12 protein-coding genes are annotated in these 15,863 nt (G+C 64.7%); 10 read left to right on the forward strand and 2 right to left on the reverse strand.

Annotated elements, in window-relative coordinates:
• Positions 1-2: 2 nt before the first annotated feature.
• From B9A11_RS12020 to B9A11_RS12045, 6 genes are read left to right on the forward strand one after another with little or no spacing between them, the layout of a single operon-like run.
• Positions 3-1,055 (forward strand): alginate O-acetyltransferase AlgX-related protein, encoded by a 1,053-nt coding sequence (locus tag B9A11_RS12020; RefSeq protein ID WP_058248294.1) that lies wholly within the window; start codon positions 3-5, stop codon positions 1,053-1,055.
• Positions 1,052-1,870 (forward strand): hypothetical protein, encoded by an 819-nt coding sequence (locus B9A11_RS12025; RefSeq protein ID WP_058248295.1) that lies wholly within the window; start codon positions 1,052-1,054, stop codon positions 1,868-1,870. Before B9A11_RS12020 ends, B9A11_RS12025 begins: the two co-directional genes overlap by 4 nt.
• Positions 1,867-3,225: an alginate O-acetyltransferase AlgX-related protein gene (locus B9A11_RS12030; RefSeq protein ID WP_058248296.1), complete on the forward strand. Its 1,359-nt coding sequence runs from the start codon at positions 1,867-1,869 to the stop codon at positions 3,223-3,225. The genes B9A11_RS12025 and B9A11_RS12030 overlap by 4 nt, the downstream gene beginning before the upstream one ends.
• A complete protein-coding gene (locus B9A11_RS12035) occupies positions 3,222-3,863 on the forward strand; it encodes an alginate O-acetyltransferase AlgF (RefSeq protein ID WP_083499886.1) in 642 nt (213 codons plus the stop codon). The genes B9A11_RS12030 and B9A11_RS12035 overlap by 4 nt, the downstream gene beginning before the upstream one ends.
• Positions 3,864-3,888: 25 nt before the next feature.
• A complete protein-coding gene (locus B9A11_RS22135) occupies positions 3,889-6,666 on the forward strand; it encodes a tetratricopeptide repeat protein (protein ID WP_058248298.1) in 2,778 nt (925 codons plus the stop codon).
• A gap of 3 nt (positions 6,667-6,669) precedes the next feature.
• A complete protein-coding gene (locus B9A11_RS12045; RefSeq protein ID WP_058248299.1) occupies positions 6,670-7,683 on the forward strand; it encodes an alginate lyase family protein in 1,014 nt (337 codons plus the stop codon).
• A 23-nt stretch (positions 7,684-7,706) separates the two neighbouring features.
• On the opposite strand, the gene B9A11_RS22470 is transcribed toward B9A11_RS12045, so the two are convergent.
• Both B9A11_RS22470 and B9A11_RS12055 read right to left on the reverse strand, forming a co-directional pair.
• A complete protein-coding gene (locus tag B9A11_RS22470; protein ID WP_058248300.1) occupies positions 7,707-9,761 on the reverse strand; it encodes a calcium-binding protein in 2,055 nt (684 codons plus the stop codon).
• A 400-nt stretch (positions 9,762-10,161) separates the two neighbouring features.
• The gene (locus B9A11_RS12055) at positions 10,162-12,354 is read right to left on the reverse strand and encodes an esterase-like activity of phytase family protein (protein WP_058248301.1); all 2,193 of its coding nucleotides are present in this window, start codon (positions 12,352-12,354) and stop codon (positions 10,162-10,164) included.
• A gap of 583 nt (positions 12,355-12,937) precedes the next feature.
• Here B9A11_RS12055 and B9A11_RS12060 point away from each other — a divergent pair.
• The 4 genes from B9A11_RS12060 (at position 12,938) to B9A11_RS12075 (ending at position 15,848) form a co-directional block, all read left to right on the forward strand.
• Complete coding sequence (locus B9A11_RS12060) at positions 12,938-13,780, forward strand: hypothetical protein (protein WP_058248302.1); 843 nt, start codon at positions 12,938-12,940, stop codon at positions 13,778-13,780.
• Positions 13,774-14,253 carry a toxin-activating lysine-acyltransferase gene (locus tag B9A11_RS12065; RefSeq protein ID WP_058248303.1) on the forward strand — a complete coding sequence of 160 codons (480 nt, stop codon included), beginning with the start codon at positions 13,774-13,776 and terminating at the stop codon, positions 14,251-14,253. The genes B9A11_RS12060 and B9A11_RS12065 overlap by 7 nt, the downstream gene beginning before the upstream one ends.
• Positions 14,250-15,371 carry a cupin-like domain-containing protein gene (locus tag B9A11_RS12070; RefSeq protein WP_058248304.1) on the forward strand — a complete coding sequence of 374 codons (1,122 nt, stop codon included), beginning with the start codon at positions 14,250-14,252 and terminating at the stop codon, positions 15,369-15,371. The genes B9A11_RS12065 and B9A11_RS12070 overlap by 4 nt, the downstream gene beginning before the upstream one ends.
• Before the next feature lie 165 nt (positions 15,372-15,536).
• On the forward strand, positions 15,537-15,848 hold the full coding sequence (locus B9A11_RS12075; RefSeq protein WP_058248305.1) for a hypothetical protein: 312 nt from the start codon (positions 15,537-15,539) through the stop codon (positions 15,846-15,848).
• Positions 15,849-15,863: the final 15 nt, after the last annotated feature.

The following is a 15,863-nucleotide window of genomic DNA, read 5'->3' on the forward strand; positions in this document are numbered from 1 at the left end:
CGATGACAACCCATGTGTATATCAAAGCCCTCTTGCCGGTCGCCTTCTTTGGCTATGCGGGCGCGGCGAACGTGACTTTGCTCTCGCAGGCCGAGGCGCAACTGACCGGCGCGCTGGGGTTCTGGAATGGCAAGCTGACGCAGCAGATCGACACGCTGTACCGCGATAACCTGCCGCATAAAGACCCGGCCATCGGCTGGATCGGGGCGGCGCGCTACCTGATGCTGGACGAGGGCCGCCCCGGCGTGGTGGTGGGGCAGAACGGCACGCTGTTCACCGCCGAGGAATTCCGCCCCGTGGCGGATGGCGTCTATGCCCGCGCGCTGGATGAGGTGGTGCTAAGCGCCAACCTGCTGGCGGGGCAGGGGGCCGAGCTGGTGGTCGCGCCGTTGCCCGCCAAGGTCGACCTGCTGGGCGCACTCAGCCCCGATGCGGCGGCCGGGGCCGAGCTGGAGGCGCTCTATCACCGCTTTGTGGCCGATCTGGCGGCGGCGGGGGTGGCGACCATCGACACCCGGCCCGCGCTGCTCGCGCTGGAACAGCCGTTCCTGGCGACAGACACCCACTGGACCCCGAGCGGAGCCAAGGCCGTGGCGCAGACCATCGCGGACAGCGGCGCGCTGCCCTTGGGCGAGACGGTGTTCAGCATCGAAACCGAAGTCCCGGCGCGCTTTGCCGGGGATCTGGTGAACTATGTGACCTCTGACGCGCTGGCCCCGCATATCGGTCTGAACCCCGAAGAGGTCGCCCCCTATCGCGCCATCGCCGCCGTGGACACTGGCGCCGCGCTGGACCTGTTCGGCGGCGGGGCCGAGGATCAGATCGACCTTGTGGGCACCTCTTATTCGGCCAACCCGAACTGGAGCTTTCCCGAGGCGCTCAAGCTGGCGTTGTCGCGCGATGTGATCAACTACGCCCAAGAGGGGCGCGGGCCGTTTGCGCCGATGCAGGACTACCTGGACCAGCGCGACCCGCTGAGCGGCGCGGGCCAGGTGATCTGGGAAATCCCCGTGCGCTACCTGACAGAGCCGCGCAAGACGGAGGGCGAGGTATGACCCTGTCTCAACGCTTTTTCTTTTTGGTGCTGGTGGGGGCGGCGCTGGCCACGGCGCAGACCTTGCGCGCTCAGACCGTCAACCTGAACACCGGCAAGATCGACTTTGCCCAAGAGGCCGGCGCGCGGGTTGATGTGACCATCGTGCGCGGCATCACCCGCTCTGACCAGCTGCCCGCGCCTCTGGTGGCCGTGCGCAAACGCCTGAGCGCCAAGCGGTACGTCCGCTTTGCCGATCTGCGGGCGCTGGCCGATTACGGCGATGGCAACGCGGCCTTTCAACTGGCCAAGCGCATCGACTACGTGGCGCGCCCGCAGCTGGCCGCCGATGCGGCGCATTACTATGGCATGGCGGCGCAATCGGGGCGCGGCGGGGCGATCTACGGCTTTATCCGCGCGGTGGATGCGCTGGACCCGGCGAGCACTTCGCAGGCGCGGCTGACGTCGCTGCGCAAGACCTTGCTGCTTTATGCGGCGGCGGGCAGCGGCCCCGCCACCGAGGCGATGCTGCGCTATTACGTGGCCGGGGCGCCCTTTGGTGACCTTGGGCCGGACCTTGACCGCTTGGTGGTGCAGACCGACAGCCCGGCGGCCAATGCGGTGGCGCTGCAACTGGCCTCGCAGATCCTGCACGCGGGGGGCGGGGACGCCGCCAGCCTGGGCACCGCCAAGGGCTATCTCGACAAGGTGGCCGGCGCCGACAGCCTGCGCCTGCGGTTGATCGCCGAGAACCTCTTGCCGCTGGTGAACGAACAGATCGCCGCGCTGCCGCCGCAGCTTTCCCAAGACATGCCGAACCAGGAGGTGTCCCAATGACCCGAATGCTGAACTGTTCCATGGCCGTTGCGCTTGCCCTGCTGGCGGGCACCGCGCAGGCCGACAGCGCCTATGGCTGCGCCGGTCTGGAAACCAACCGCGAGCTGCCCACCATCGAGGGCAAGGACGGCGTGTTCTTTCGGATCAACGCCGATTTGCGGATGAACCATCCCTTTGCGCCCGAAGTGGTTGACCAGATGGCGGCGCTGTCGCAGGCGCTGGAAAGCCGCGGCACCACGCTGATCTATGTGCCGATCCCGACCAAAAGCGTGTCCATGCCCGATCACCTGCCGGACCGGGCGCGGCTGTATGGCTTTGATCTGGATGTGGCGACGGCGGTGCATGACGATGTGCTGGCGCGGTTGAACGCCGCCGGGGTCTTGACCGCCGATATCCGCGCCGCGCTGCTGCGGGCAGAGCCGGGCAAGCTGGCGTTCTTCAACTCGGATTTCCACTGGTCCGCCTATGGGGCCGATCTGGGCGCGCAGGCGATTGCCGAGGTGATCCGCGCCCAGCCGATCTATGACGCGCTGGACAAGACCACCTACACCAGCACCCCGCTCGGGGAAGAGATCGCCTTTTCCGGGATGCGCCGCATCTTGCAGGCGCGCTGCAACGACACGCTGCCAGAGCCGACCACGATGACATGGGACACGCAGGCCACGGTTCTGGACCTTGGACTGGACGGGGCTCTGGACCTTGGGCTGGGCGACGAAAGCGGGGGGCTGGACATCTTTGGCGACGACACCGCGCAGATGCCCGTCGCGCTGGTTGGCACGTCGTTCTCGGACTCGCCCATCAACAACTTTCCCGGCTTCATCGCCCAGCACGCCGCGCTGGAGGTGGTCAACTTTGCCATCACCGGCGGCAACCAGTTCGGGGCGATTACGTCCTACCTGACCTCAACCGAGTTTCAGGACAGCCCGCCCGCTTTTCTGGTCTGGGAAAACCCGATCTACAACAACCTCGCGCAATACGGCGACCAACCCATGCGAGAGCTGATCGCCGCCGCCTCTGGCACCTGCACCCAGCCGCTGGACGCCGCCCTGTCCGAGGATCGCCTGACCCTGACGGCCTCGGTAGCGGGACTGGGGGCGCAGGACACGCTGTTTCTGGACAGTGACGGCAGCACCGCGCTGGACGTGACCTATCGGTTTGAGGCCGCGCAGGGCACCCGCGTCAAGGCGCTGCGCCGGGGCGAGCGTCTACGCCGCACGGGCCGGTTCTACATGCCGATGACCGGCCTGTGGGAGGACGGCGCCGAGACCGTCAGCATTACCCTTTCGGCCCCCATGGGACCGCAGGCCAGCCTTTCAAAATGTAGCGCAACCCCCCTGATGGAGGAAAAATCATGATGGATCGTCGTACCTGCCTTGCCGCTCTTGGTGCCCTTGTTGCCCTGCCGATGGGGCTCGCCAGCCCGGCCCACGCCGGGGACGGGGCGCTGTACAAGGACGTGTTTGACCCCAACTCCAGCTTTGTGCGCATCGTCGCGCCGGGCCAGACCTTTGGCAGCATCGACGGCAAGTCGCTGGACGCGCTGACCAACGGGGTGTCGGGCTATGTCAACGTCATGCCGGGCGCGATCCCGGTGGTGTTCTCGGACGGCAGCCTGGACGTCGAGGTCGCCCCGTCCAAGCACTACACGGTGGTCAAGATGGAGGGCCAGGAGCCGCAGGTCTTTGAGGACGCGCTGGAACTGAGCCCGGCCAAGGCCGACGTCAGCGTCGTGAACCTGACCACCCAAGGGGACGTGAACCTTTATGTGCCGCTGGCCAAGGCGGTGGCGATCAAGGCCGTGCCCGCCGCCGATGTGCGGTCAATTGCGCTCAAGGCGCCCCTGACCTTGGATTTCGACCTGCGCAGCGGCGAGGACGCGCTGGCCAGCGTCGCCGCGGTCGAGCTCAAGCGCAAGGCCGGTGTGACCATCGTGCTGAACCAGACCGGCGCGGGCTATGACGCCTTTGCCGTTGCCAATTCCTACGAACGCTAACCGCCGCACGGCAAGGAGCCGCCCCATGATACGCCACACTGCGACACGCACCCGCCCTTGGATCCTGACCATCGCCGCGTCCTGCGGTCTTGTGCTTGGGGCGGGGCAGACCCGGGCCGAGGGCAAGCTGGACTTTCACTTTGCCCCGCCGCAGATCGAGGTGCAGCCGATCTGCACCGTGCGCCCCCCCGACGAGCAGACCACCGCGCTGTGGCGGGACTGGGACGGCAAGGCCTTGCCGCGCATGGACACCGCGCTGATCAAGCGCGACCTCAACCGCCTGCTGCATCTGGACGGGCCGGCCTGGTACGACACCGCGGTGCAGATCATCGACCGTCTCGAAGAGAAAGAGCCGTCCTTTGCCGGGCAGAATGCGCTGCTGTCGCGGATTGCGGCGATGGAAAAGGCGGGGCGCTACACCGAACTGCGCAAATCCCAGCTGGTGCCGGAACTGGCCGCCATGGGCGAGACGCTGTCGGGCCGCGCGCTGACCGCGCTGTCGCGGTACTATCGCGATGGCATTGGCATCGACCGGGACGTGGCGCGCGCCGACGCGCTGCTGGTGCAGGCGGGCTTTTCGGGCAATGCCGATGCGCTCTTGGCGCTGTCGCGCATGGCGGTAGAGGGCAAAGCCCCGGCGGCGTGGGACGTGCCGCTGGAACTGGCGGTGAGCATGGCCTTCGGCTCTCTCGTGGGGGAGTTGAACCCGACGATCTGCGACCGCACGGCGCGCATCGCGCGTGAGTATCACAACGGGGTTTTGGTGCAGCAGGACCGGCAGTTGGCCCATGACTGGTTCCGCTTTACCGCCGACCTGGGCGATGCCTACGCGGCGTGGAAGGTGGTCGAATACCATCTCGAAGCCGAGGAATTCCAAAAGGATAACGCGGTTCTTCTGACCTATCTGACCAAGGCCGCCGACGCAGGCCTGCCCTATGCGCAGATCGAACTGGGCCGCCTCTACGAGGTCGGATCTCTGGTGCCCCAAGACCTGGACCGCGCGCTGGCGCTGTACGAAAAGGCCGCCAGCATCGGCGAGCGCCCCGGCCTGACGCGCGTGGCGCTGTTCATCGAACGCTACGCCGATCTTTACCCGCACCTGGCCGAGCGCCGGATCGAAATGTTGCAAGCGCTGACCAAGCTGCCGGACCCGCCCGGCTGGGCTTTTACCCGCATGGCGCAGATCGTGCTGGATGAAAAGGGCCGCTGGGACGGGGCCGCCGAGGCGCGCGCGCTGCTGGAACGCGCCGCAGCATTGGGCGATCTGGATGGGATCACCAACCTTGGCCAGTTGATCCTTGCCGATGCCCGCACCGAGGCAGAGTTCAACACCGGCGTGAACCATCTGGCGCGCGGGGTTGCGGTTTTTGGGGGCGTGACGCCGCTCAAGACGCTGTTCGGTGCCTACAACTGTCAGGCCCCCGACGCGCCACGCATGGCCGAGGCGGGCTATTGGCACTACCTCGAAGACGCCACCGCCACCGCCAATTTGCACCTGAGCGCGCAGGAGGTGCTGGAACTGACCCCGCAGGACGATCCCTTGCAGATCGCAACGCTGCAATCTCACGCCTTGTATGGCCGCCCGACAGCGCTGGCGAGCTGGCTCAAGCTGTTGGAAACAGGCACCTTTGCCGATGCCGAGCAGCGCGCCTTTTGGGAAGACTACTCGGACCGCTACGCGCATGTGATCGCCGCGCTGGCCAAGCTGGAATTCGAGCTGGCGCAAAGCCGCGAGCAGCGTCTGGCCGCCTTTGGCCTGCTGCGCGAAGAGTACAAACGCTCTGGCCCGTCGGCGGCGCTCGCGCTGGCGCAGGCGCTGCTGGACAGCCGCCTGCTGGACGATCCCGAACTGGCCGCGCAGGGCCGGGCCGAGGCGCAGACCCTGCTGGCGGACATCGCAGCGCTGGGCAACGGCAAGGCGATCGAACTGCTCGCGGGCTTTGAGGACACGCCCGAAGGCCGCCGGGCGGTCTTTGACACCTACCGCGAGGTGATCGACCGCAACGGCGATTTCTGGGCGATGCTGTTCGCGGCGCCCATGGTCGAGGGGGCTGCGCGGGACAAGGTCTTGCGCCGGGCGCGGGGGCTGATGTCCTGCGACTACAAGAACGCGATGCTGATGGCGAACATCCACCGCAAGGTTGGCGAGCGCGACGCCTATGCCCATTGGGTCGAGGTGGCCGCCACCCTGACCGAGGACAACGCCTGGGCGATGACCGATCTGGCGCGGGCCAAGCTGGACCTCTACCAAGGCGCCGCCGCTACAGAGGTGCAACCGCTGCTGCGCACCGCCTTTGCCATGGGGGATGCGGCTGCGGGGCGCGAGCTGTTCCAGCTGCACATCGACGAAGGCTATCCGACCTATGATCCCACCGCTGCCGTGCGGATGATCGAAGCGGCCATGGAGACCGAGCAAAGCGATCTGCTGGTGGGCTATCTGGGCCGCTACCGCAAGTCGGACCCCGCCACCCGCCAAGCGATTGAGGCACAGCTGGACCTGCCGCAGGTGCTGCTGACCTCTGCGGGCTATGGCGATGTCTATTCCATGCGCAGCTACGGTCAATATTTGACCGCAAACGCCAAAACGCCCGCTGATCTGACCCAAGCGACCGATTGGCTGCGACAGGCGGCAGAGTGGGGCGATACAACGGCGATGGCGGAATACGGCGAGGCGCTGGCCTTTGGCATTGGCGTGCCGCCCAACCCGTCGCTGGCGCTGGTTTGGCTGGAACGCGCCGCCGCGGGCGGCAGCACCAAGTCGGCCGAGATCACCCGTCTCGTGCGTCTGAGCCAAGGAGGATAAGCGATGAAACGATGTTTGGCCCTGATCCCGATGTGTTGCGCGCTGGCAGGCCCGGCGCTGGCCAATTGCGCCGCCGCGCCCGACCCGGTCATCTCGCTTGACTATGGCAGCCGCTATCAGGACGGCGACAGCTCTCGGTCGACCCTGGACGAAGACAGCAACGCGGCGGTGAACGACGCGCTGCGCCCGGTGGATGACTTCATCCGCGATCTGGCCAGTGCCAGCGACGACGTGCTGCGCGGCGGGGCAAAAGCGCAAGAAACCGCCGATTGCGTGATCGCGCAAATCGCCGATTGGGCGCGCGCCGATGCGCTGTCCGATCTGGGCAGCTTTACCGCGCGGCTCTCGGTAGGCGCGCGCATCTCTGGCATCGCCGAGGCCTACCGGCAGGTGCGCCCCTTTGCCAGCGACCTCAGCGCGGCGACCACCATCGAGGACTGGCTGCACGCCCGCGCCACAGAGCAGCTGGCGTTCTGGGAAAAAGAGGCCACCACCGGCGCGCGGGTGGGCAACCTGCGCGGCTGGGCGGCGCTGGCGCTGCTGAACGTGGGCGAGGTCACGGGGGACGATGCGCTGGTGGCCTGGGCCTCTGCCTCGGCGGTGCGTATCCTGTGCACCGCGCGCGCGGACGGCAGCCTGCCGCAGGAAACCAAGCGCGGCGCCTACGGGTTGCACTACCAGTTTCACGCGCTGTCGCCGCTGACCACCATCGCCGCGCGGCTGGATGGTGTGGGCCGGCCAATCACCGGGCTGTGCGGCGACGCGTTGCAGCGCGTGGTGGCCTATGCCTTTGCCGATTATGACGCGGGCGGGGCGCTGACCAAGGGCTATTCCGGCAAGGATCAATCCTACTTTGACGGCACCGAAAGCCTTGAGCCGCACGAGCTGGCCTTTTTGCCCGCCTACCTGCGGCTGTTCCCCGGTAGCCCGCTGGTGACGCGGGCCAACGCGCTGGAAACGCTGTCGAATTCCAAGCTGGGCGGCAATCAGAGGCTGCTTTGGGATCCTGAAAGCTAGGACACCCAAGGTGTCCGGGGCGCTTAGGCGAAATCGTCCAGCCCCAGACCCAGCAGCATGATCGCCTCGGATCCCCAGGCGATGCGCAGCGCCTCTGCGTCATCAAACAGCACTTCGCTGATGCCCAGACCCGTGCCCTCGGCGCTGCCGCCGTCCAGCCAGTCGGCCAGCGCCACGTTCGCCTCTGGACCGGCGCTGTTGAAGATCAGCGTATCGCCCTCGGCAAGGGTAAAGTCGACCGCCACGTCGCCATCCCCGTCGATCACAAAGGTGTCGGCCCCGTCGCCGCCGTCCAGCACATCCTGCCCCGCGCCACCGGTCAGCGTGTCGTCGCCGGTCATGCCGAACAGCATGTCGTCGCCATCGCCGCCAAGCATCACATCGTCGCCGCCGCGCCCAAGCAGGCGGTCATTGCCGCCGCGCCCTTCGATGCGGTCGCTGCCTGCGCCGGTCATCACGTGGTTGTTCAGCCCCGAGCCAATCACCGTGATCGCCTCTGTGCCGCTGTAGTTCGCCGCCTCCAGCGCTTCGCCCATGCGGATCGACCCGGGAATCTGCGCCCGTTCCCAGCCATCGCTGCCTTGGATCAGCGGCAGGTCGGCGTATTGCCCGTCGGCCACTTCGCCGATCACAGAGGTCACGGCCAGCTGCTCGTCGAGCGTGTCGATGTCCAGCGTCCCATCGGCAAAGATCACCGTCTCGACCGAGGTCAACGTGGTGCTGGACAGCATGTCCCACAGCACAACGCTGTCACCGTCGCGGGTGATGTTCAGGTCGGCCAAGGCGCGCTCTGTCACAAAGGTATCGACGCCAGAGCCGCCGTCGATCACGTCCAGCCCGCCCATGCCGTGCACCGTGTCGTGGCCCGATCCCAGATCGGCGCTGTCGTTGCCGGTGTTCAGATAGACCGTGTCCGCCGCCCCGCGCGTGATGATCATCGAGCCGTTTTCCGTCGCGAATACAAGGTCTTGGCGCACGGTGGCGGCGACTTCTCCAAAGGTGACGGTGTTGGCGGCGATGTCGGTGGGCGCGCCATAACGCTCGCCCTCGTTGAAGAACAGGTTGGAGGCCATGTAATCGGCCTCGGCCTCGGTGCGGACAGAGCGGTCGACGATCACCGTGTTGCCGGTGTCGCGCCCGCCGTGAAAGTTGATGTCGCGGTTGGTGTCGCGCACGTGCAGCAGGTTGCCAATGGCGGTGTTCCAAGAGCCAAAGACCACCGCGTGGCGGGTGTCCATCAAGGTCAGGTCGGTCAGGTCGCTGTCGACCACGTTGCGCAGCCAGACCGCATAGCCATTGCCGCCCGACCCCTTGTTGTGCGCGCCAGAGACCTCTAGCCCGGTGACGGTGATGCCGATGCTGTCGTCCAGCGTCAGCCCGTGCGAGGCGGGGTTGAGGATTTCGATGTCGCTCAGGGTGCTGTCCTGCGCCCCGGCGACCACGATGGCCGAGCTGCGCTTGGCGTCATAGACGGTGTTGGAAAACAGCGACGGGTCGGCCACGCCCAGACCGCTATCAAAGGTAAAGCCCGAGAGCGTGACATTCTCGACCATGTCCTGCACCCGGACGGTGGTCAGCGCGGCGGCGTGGTCAAAGACCGTCTCGCGCGAGAGGGTGACGGTGTCGCCATCCACCGCGACGACCTGCGCCAGCATGGTGCGCAGCGGCATGTCCTTGCGCCAGAGCGTGTCGCCGATGGCGTCGAAAAACGCGTCTGTGTTCGCGGTCTCAATCCCCAGCGTGTCGCCGACCTGCACGCCATGCCCGGCCGCCAGCACCAGCTGCGTGCCGCCTTGGCTTGCATCCTGCGCCAGCGTCGTTTCCGCGCGCACCTGCGTGTCATACAGCGCGTGCCCGATCTGAAAGGCTGCCTCGCCAATCGCGCCAATGGCCATGGTGATCACCGTATCGCCGCTGCCCGCGCCCAAGACGGTGATGTCCGAGCGGTCGATGACCACGGTCGTCTCGAAGGTGTACACGCCTGCGGCAAGCCGAAGTTCGGTGCCAGCCTCGGCTGTGTCGATGAGGGCTTGGATGTCTGCCGCCGAAGCGCCAGCGGCGATGTCAAAATGGGTCATGATGTGCGTCAGATCCGTTTCTAGCGATGGGTTATCCGTGAATTTCTTGTTGGTTGACCCGTAAATTCGGCAAAAACATGACTGCGGACTGAACTTTCAAATTGGACTTTCGACGATTGTAACGACCTGAATGCACTGCATAATTTTTCAGGTTTCGCCCGAAAATTGGGCGCGTAACTGCTGTGCGGATGGTGAAATTTAAGGCTGTGTTCACATGTGTTCCGCTCAACCTCTGGGCGGGGTTGGTGCGGGGCATCGGCGAGGGTGTCGTGGGAGAGGTTTGTCTTCTTTGGGTTTTAATGAATTGGAGTTATCTACAAAAGCGTGCATTTAATCACATGCAAAAAGCGCGGCACCTTTTGTTGGGTGTCGCGCTGATTTTGATCAACCTAAAGGTGTCTTACATCTTGCCGATGGTCCAGAAGTACGACTCACCCGAGCTGTCGTCGACACCGTCATTGTCGGTCACAAGCCAGCCGCGCCCATCGGCGTCGATGGCAAACCCTTCTACCTTGTCTTGGATATAGCCGTTCCAAGCGCCCAGATCGGGGATCAGATCGCGCACCAGCTCTTTGGTCACCACCGGCAGCTCGCCGCCCAAGGGCGCGGGCGTCAGACCTTCCAGCGCCACGCGGGTCAGCTGCTTGACCGCTGCCGCGCCGCCGATCTGGTTGTCGCGCTCGATGATATAAAGATAGCCGTCATGCGCCTCGATTTCCGACAGGCCGACCCAGCCTGTGTCCGGGACAGTTTTGTTCGCCCCTACCGCTTCGCTACTTGAGGGGGCTTCGGTCGGGTAGGTGACTGCGCCCCATTCCTGCGTTTCAAGGTTGTAGGCCAGCAGCTTCACGTCGTTCCCGGCGTCATCACCCCAGTTGCGCTGGATGGCGATCCACAGGGTGTCGCCAACGCGGGTCACGCCTTCGGCCCCGAACCGCTTTTCATGCGCCAGCAGCTCGGCCGGAAAGGGGATTTCCTTTTTGATCTCGCCCTTGGCGTTCACGTTATACAGGCCATGCGGGATCATGCGATCGGTGCGGCCTTCGGAGGCGATCCAGAAGCCGCCCTTGCCGTCGGTGGTGATGCCTTCCATGTCCAGCTTTTGCGCCGGGCGCCCGCCGCGCGTGATGTCGATGGCGCGGGTGATGCGGGCCGGGGTCTGGCTCGGGTCGATTTCAAAGATGCGCGGCTGGTAGCCGTAAAAGCTGTCGTTCACCGCATAGATCATGCCCTGATCCGCGACCATGCCGGACAGCGCGCCCCAGCCGATCAGGGTGTCTGCGCCTGCGGAGGTCAGGGTCGGGTAGGCCGCCGGGGCGTCTTGGTATTCATACAGCGTCACATGAGAGCGCACGCCGCCGTCCTCGATCAGGTCTTTTTCGTTGGCGATGGCGAGCAGGTTGCGTCCGGGGATGGCAATCGCTCCTTCGGGGGCGATGGCGGTGGGCAGCAGTTGCGTGAACTGCGGGGCCGCCGGGTTGGTCACGTCATAGACGCTGATGGTGGACGAGCGTTCGCCCAGCACAAAGGCAAAAGTCTTGTCGCCGAAGGTGGCGACCTCCATGCCCTCGGGCTCGACCCCTTTGGCGTCCGAGCGTTTGTCGGGGTAGTGGCCGGCCTGAATGATCGGCGTTTCAGAGGCGTTGGCGGATTCCCAGACCACGGTGCCGTCCTTGTGGAAGACGGTGATGCCGCGCGATCCGCCGTCCATGTCGCCTTCGTTCGCGGTCATGAAGTGGTCGTCGTCCAGCCATTGCACGCCGTCGGGTTCGCGCAGGCGGCCCGCTTGGCGCTCGTTGAAGATCAACGCGCCGCGCTCATCGGTGGCGTCGATGCCATCCAGATCGACCGCGCCCGCCGAGAACTGGCTGCGGACGGTGCCATCGGTGTTCAGCACCACGAGGGCGTTGTTTTCCTGCAAGGTCACAACCAGCTCGCCCAAAGCGTTGAAATCGACGAACTCGGGCTCGGGGTCTTGGGGCGCGATGTCGGTCAGGCCGGTGACGTCGATCTTTTGCAGGCTGTCACAGGCCAGCGTTTCGTCCTGCACGCTAAGGGTGACCACATAGCCCGCGGGCAGCTGGCCGACGCGGCCATCGCCGAGATTTTCGTCGCGCTCATTCTCAATGGCAACGGCGATGCGGTCCCCGGCTGCGGTGTGATCGGTGGAATCGGGCTGGCCGCCCAGATCGCACTCGCCGGTGATCGCTTGGGTGGACAGGTCGATGGACAGGATCTTGCCCGAAGGGGCGGTGTAGGAGTCAGACGTGTTCACCGCGACGAAAGCGGTGTTGCCAATGACGGTGACAGAGGTCGGCTCGCCGCCCACATCGACATGGCCCAAGGGCGCAGGGGCTGCGGGGTCGGTGATGTCGATCAGGCCGATCACGCCAAGCGGGCTGTCGGTATAGACCAGCGTCATGCCATCCGCCGAGGCCCCGATGATCTCGGCCGAGCTTTCCTCGGCGGCGCGATCGCCATTGTTCAAGGGCGTGGCAAAGCTGGAAATCCGGTTAAAGCTCATCTCTTGGGCCGAGACCGCCGTCGCCATCAGGGCAACGGCGGAGACCATCGGCAGCGTCATCTTGGACATCGGGGTCACTTTCCTATGGGTCGTTTGTCCGGCGTGTCTTGCCGCCCTGTGTAACGGCGCGGTGACAGTCTGGTGAAGCTTTGCTGACGGTTGCGGGGGCTGCTTTGGCGGGGGGCAAATATGTGACCTGTAGAATGTGTCAGTCTGGTCGAGTAATCGCCTTATGCGGGTTAGCGTCAAATCGCTAACTTTAAGGTTGAAATCCGTTTTGGAATCAGTAAACCTCAGCCCAAATATGCCGGATGTTTATTCCGTAAAGATAATGAGTGCGAATACAATGCGCGACAATATACCTATAAAAGAAGAGCCAATTTCTGAATATACTGTTCAGGATTGGGCGCGGCTTCATCAGGTGGATGTAATCTCTTTTTCAGATATGTTGCCCATTGAATATTCAAACGGTCATTCCGAAAATAAAAATGCACAGTCCATAGATTCAAAATTTGGCGATTATTCCGCTTTGGATATTTGGAATATGACGGCGCGCGGCGTTTCCCATTCAATTCCTGACCTATCCAAGATCGCTTTTGAAACGCGCGATATATGTCAGACGACTTTCGATGCGCCTGCCGCAGACCGCCCGATGACGCTGGATCGCGGGGCTGGGCGCGCGCCTGTCGTTTCGATGTGCTATCAGGGTACGCCTGCGGACATGCTGTGCGTGGCGCATGAGTTTGGCCACGCCCTGCAATACCACCTGGCGCAGGGGCGCTTTGTCCCGCCGATCCTGCGGGAGCTGGCCGCCTTTCTCGCCGAAGCGGTGCTGCTGCGCTATGTTCAGCGCGAAGACCCGCAGCTGGCGGCCCCGCTAAAGGCGGCCGCGCGCGCCGACGACGCGATTTATCTGGGGCAGGACGGCGACCTGCTGCGGGCGGCGCTGGACGATCCGCAGGCGGCCTATGACTATCGCTTGAATTACCCGGTGGCCCGCCATCTGGCCCATGCGGTCACCACCCGCAGCCAGCCCGCGCTGTGGGAGAGGATCTTTCGCGCGCAGCTGACCCTGCCAGAGATGCTGGCACGGCGGCAAACGGGTCTTGCGAACACGCTGCCCGCCGTCCCGGACCCGGACCAAGAGCGCCCGGCCATCAACGCCTATCGCGTGCTGGGAATGATGGTCTTGCTGGATATCGAGACGCGGCAGGGCGAGCCGGACAAGGCGATCGAGACCTATTACGCTGCGCGTCTGGCGCATCTACAGGCGCAGACCTCGCTGGTGGCGGTGGACCGCGCGGGCAAGCCCTTTGGCTATGCCTTGTGGGATGTGGACCCCGCCGATCCGGACCTTATCACCCTGAAACGACAGGCCGCGCCCTTTGGCGATCATCTTGAACTGCAAGAGCGGCTTCAGGCGCAATTGCCTGCCACCGCGTGCGCCCGGTCTCATCATCCGCGCAGCGCCAGACAGGAGCAGACCGCATGGTAAAGCAGGACGTCTACGCAAGCGCGGGCTTTGCGCTCGAACTGTTGGCCAGGTCGCGCTACCACAAGCAATATCCGCTAAACACCTACTTTCACACAGAGATTTTCCCGGCCCTGCGCAGGGGGCAATCGCGCGTCTACTTGACGGAGCAAGGCGTTCCGACGGCGATGGTCACCTGGGCGTGGCTGAGCGAAGAGGTGCAGCAAGAGGTGCATTCCACGGGCCGCGCGCTGCGGGCCGCCGAGTGGACCTGCGGCGACCGGTTGTTCTTTAACGATTGGATCACGCCTTATGGCAATATCCGCGAGGTGCTGCACGACATGCTGCACGTGGTCTTTCCCGATACCGCCGAGGCGACCAGCCTGCGGCGCAATCAAGACGGCTCTGTCCGGCGCATCAACCGTTGGACGGGCATCAACGTGCGTCGCGCGGAACAATCTGGCGCTGGCCGATCCGCCAAGGGAGCCGCCGCATGAACGCGCTGTACCCACAACAGGAATTCGAAAGCGACGTGGCCGCGATCAAGGGCTTTGCCGAGCTGTTGATCGGCGGCTACCAAAACCCGCTTGGGGTGCGCGGCACGGTCAAGCTGCGGGTGCCCGAACGGCCCGAGCACAGCTTTGTCGCGCGGCTGGACGCCCAGCTGCACATCGACTGGACAGATCTGGACCGCGCCACCGACACCACGGTTACCGTGCCGATCGCCACGCTCAAGCGGCTCTTCCGAGAGTTCGAGGTCATCGACTTTCGCGATCCTGCGATCATCGGCACCATGGAGTTTTCGGGCAATCTGGACCTGGCGAACCACCTCGCGAAATGCTGCCTGCGGCCCAGCACCTTTACGGTTGATTGGTTCCGCGCGGTGGGGGCGTTGCACCGGGCCAAGGGCTATCGCGACCTGACAGAGGTGCCCTATCTGCACCGCCCGACGCAGCGGCAAATCCTCGAGCTGATCGCCGAGAGCTGCCCGGCGGTGATCACCGGGCTAGAGCCGTCGCCGCCTTGCAAGGACTGGACGCTGGACCGTCTGGCGCAGCATTACAGCGATGCGGTGGTGCGCGTGCGCTCTGCCACTCAGAGCCAGACCATGCGCGATTTTGTGCGCGAACTCAAAGACTTCATGGCCAATCCCTACGACGAGATGGTCGAAGGCTTTGTCAAGCCCTACACCGAAGGCGCGCAGCTGCCGCAGCAGATGTGGGACGACTTTGGCCCGCTGTTCTTTGACCGCGAGGATTTCATCCCGCCGCAGCTGTGGCTGGGTGCGGTGCCGACCCATGTGCCGACCTCCAGCCTGCACCGCGATCCGCGTTGTGGGTTCCTGTTGCAGGTGATCGGGCGCAAGCGGCTGGACCTGTATTCCGCCGACCAAGAGGACCTGCTGTACCCCTACAAAGCCTACAACAACTACCAGCCCTGCTGGTACCGCCCGCAGGCGCCGGACCCAGAGGTGTTCCCCAAGGCGCAGCAGGCCAAGTGCCTGTCGGTGACGCTGAACCCCGGCGAGATGATCGTGCAGCCCGCAGGCTGGTTCCACCAGGTGCACGCGCTGGACAGCCCGAACATGTCCGTGAGTTATTTCTGGCGCTACTGACGCGCCGGACCCCGGTTACGTCCGCGCCTTTATGGGGCAGACGTAAAACGGGCGGCAGGTTCTGAACCAACCCACCGCCCTTCAAAGCCGCCGGGAAAGCTCCCGGCATCTTCAAGCAAGGCCAAGTTTAGCAGACATTGGCTAATATGGATAGGGAGACAAAATATGTCCCGTTTTTATAAGCAATCTTCTTCCGATGACCTCTTTGGCACCGCGTCCTTTGGCGGCGGTGGCGGCGGTGGCGGTGGTGGCGGCGGCGGCAGCTGGTCGCCGACCGTGTGTCAGGGCGTGGACAACGTGGCAGACAGCTTTGCCGTGATTGGTATTGGTGCCAGTGCGGTGGGCCTTGCGGCGACCGCTGGAGTGGTGTCGGCGCCTGTCGGAGTCGCAGCCGGTGTGGTCGGCGCCGGCGCAGGTGTCGTTTCTTATGCTGCGGACCAAATTGGCGAGGCCTACTGCGCGCCGGCGATGTCGTAAGATATCAATCGTTTG

Origin of the sequence: Tropicibacter naphthalenivorans, assembly GCF_900176475.1 — a bacterium.
In the GTDB taxonomy this organism is placed as follows: Bacteria; Pseudomonadota; Alphaproteobacteria; order Rhodobacterales; family Rhodobacteraceae; genus Tropicibacter; species Tropicibacter naphthalenivorans.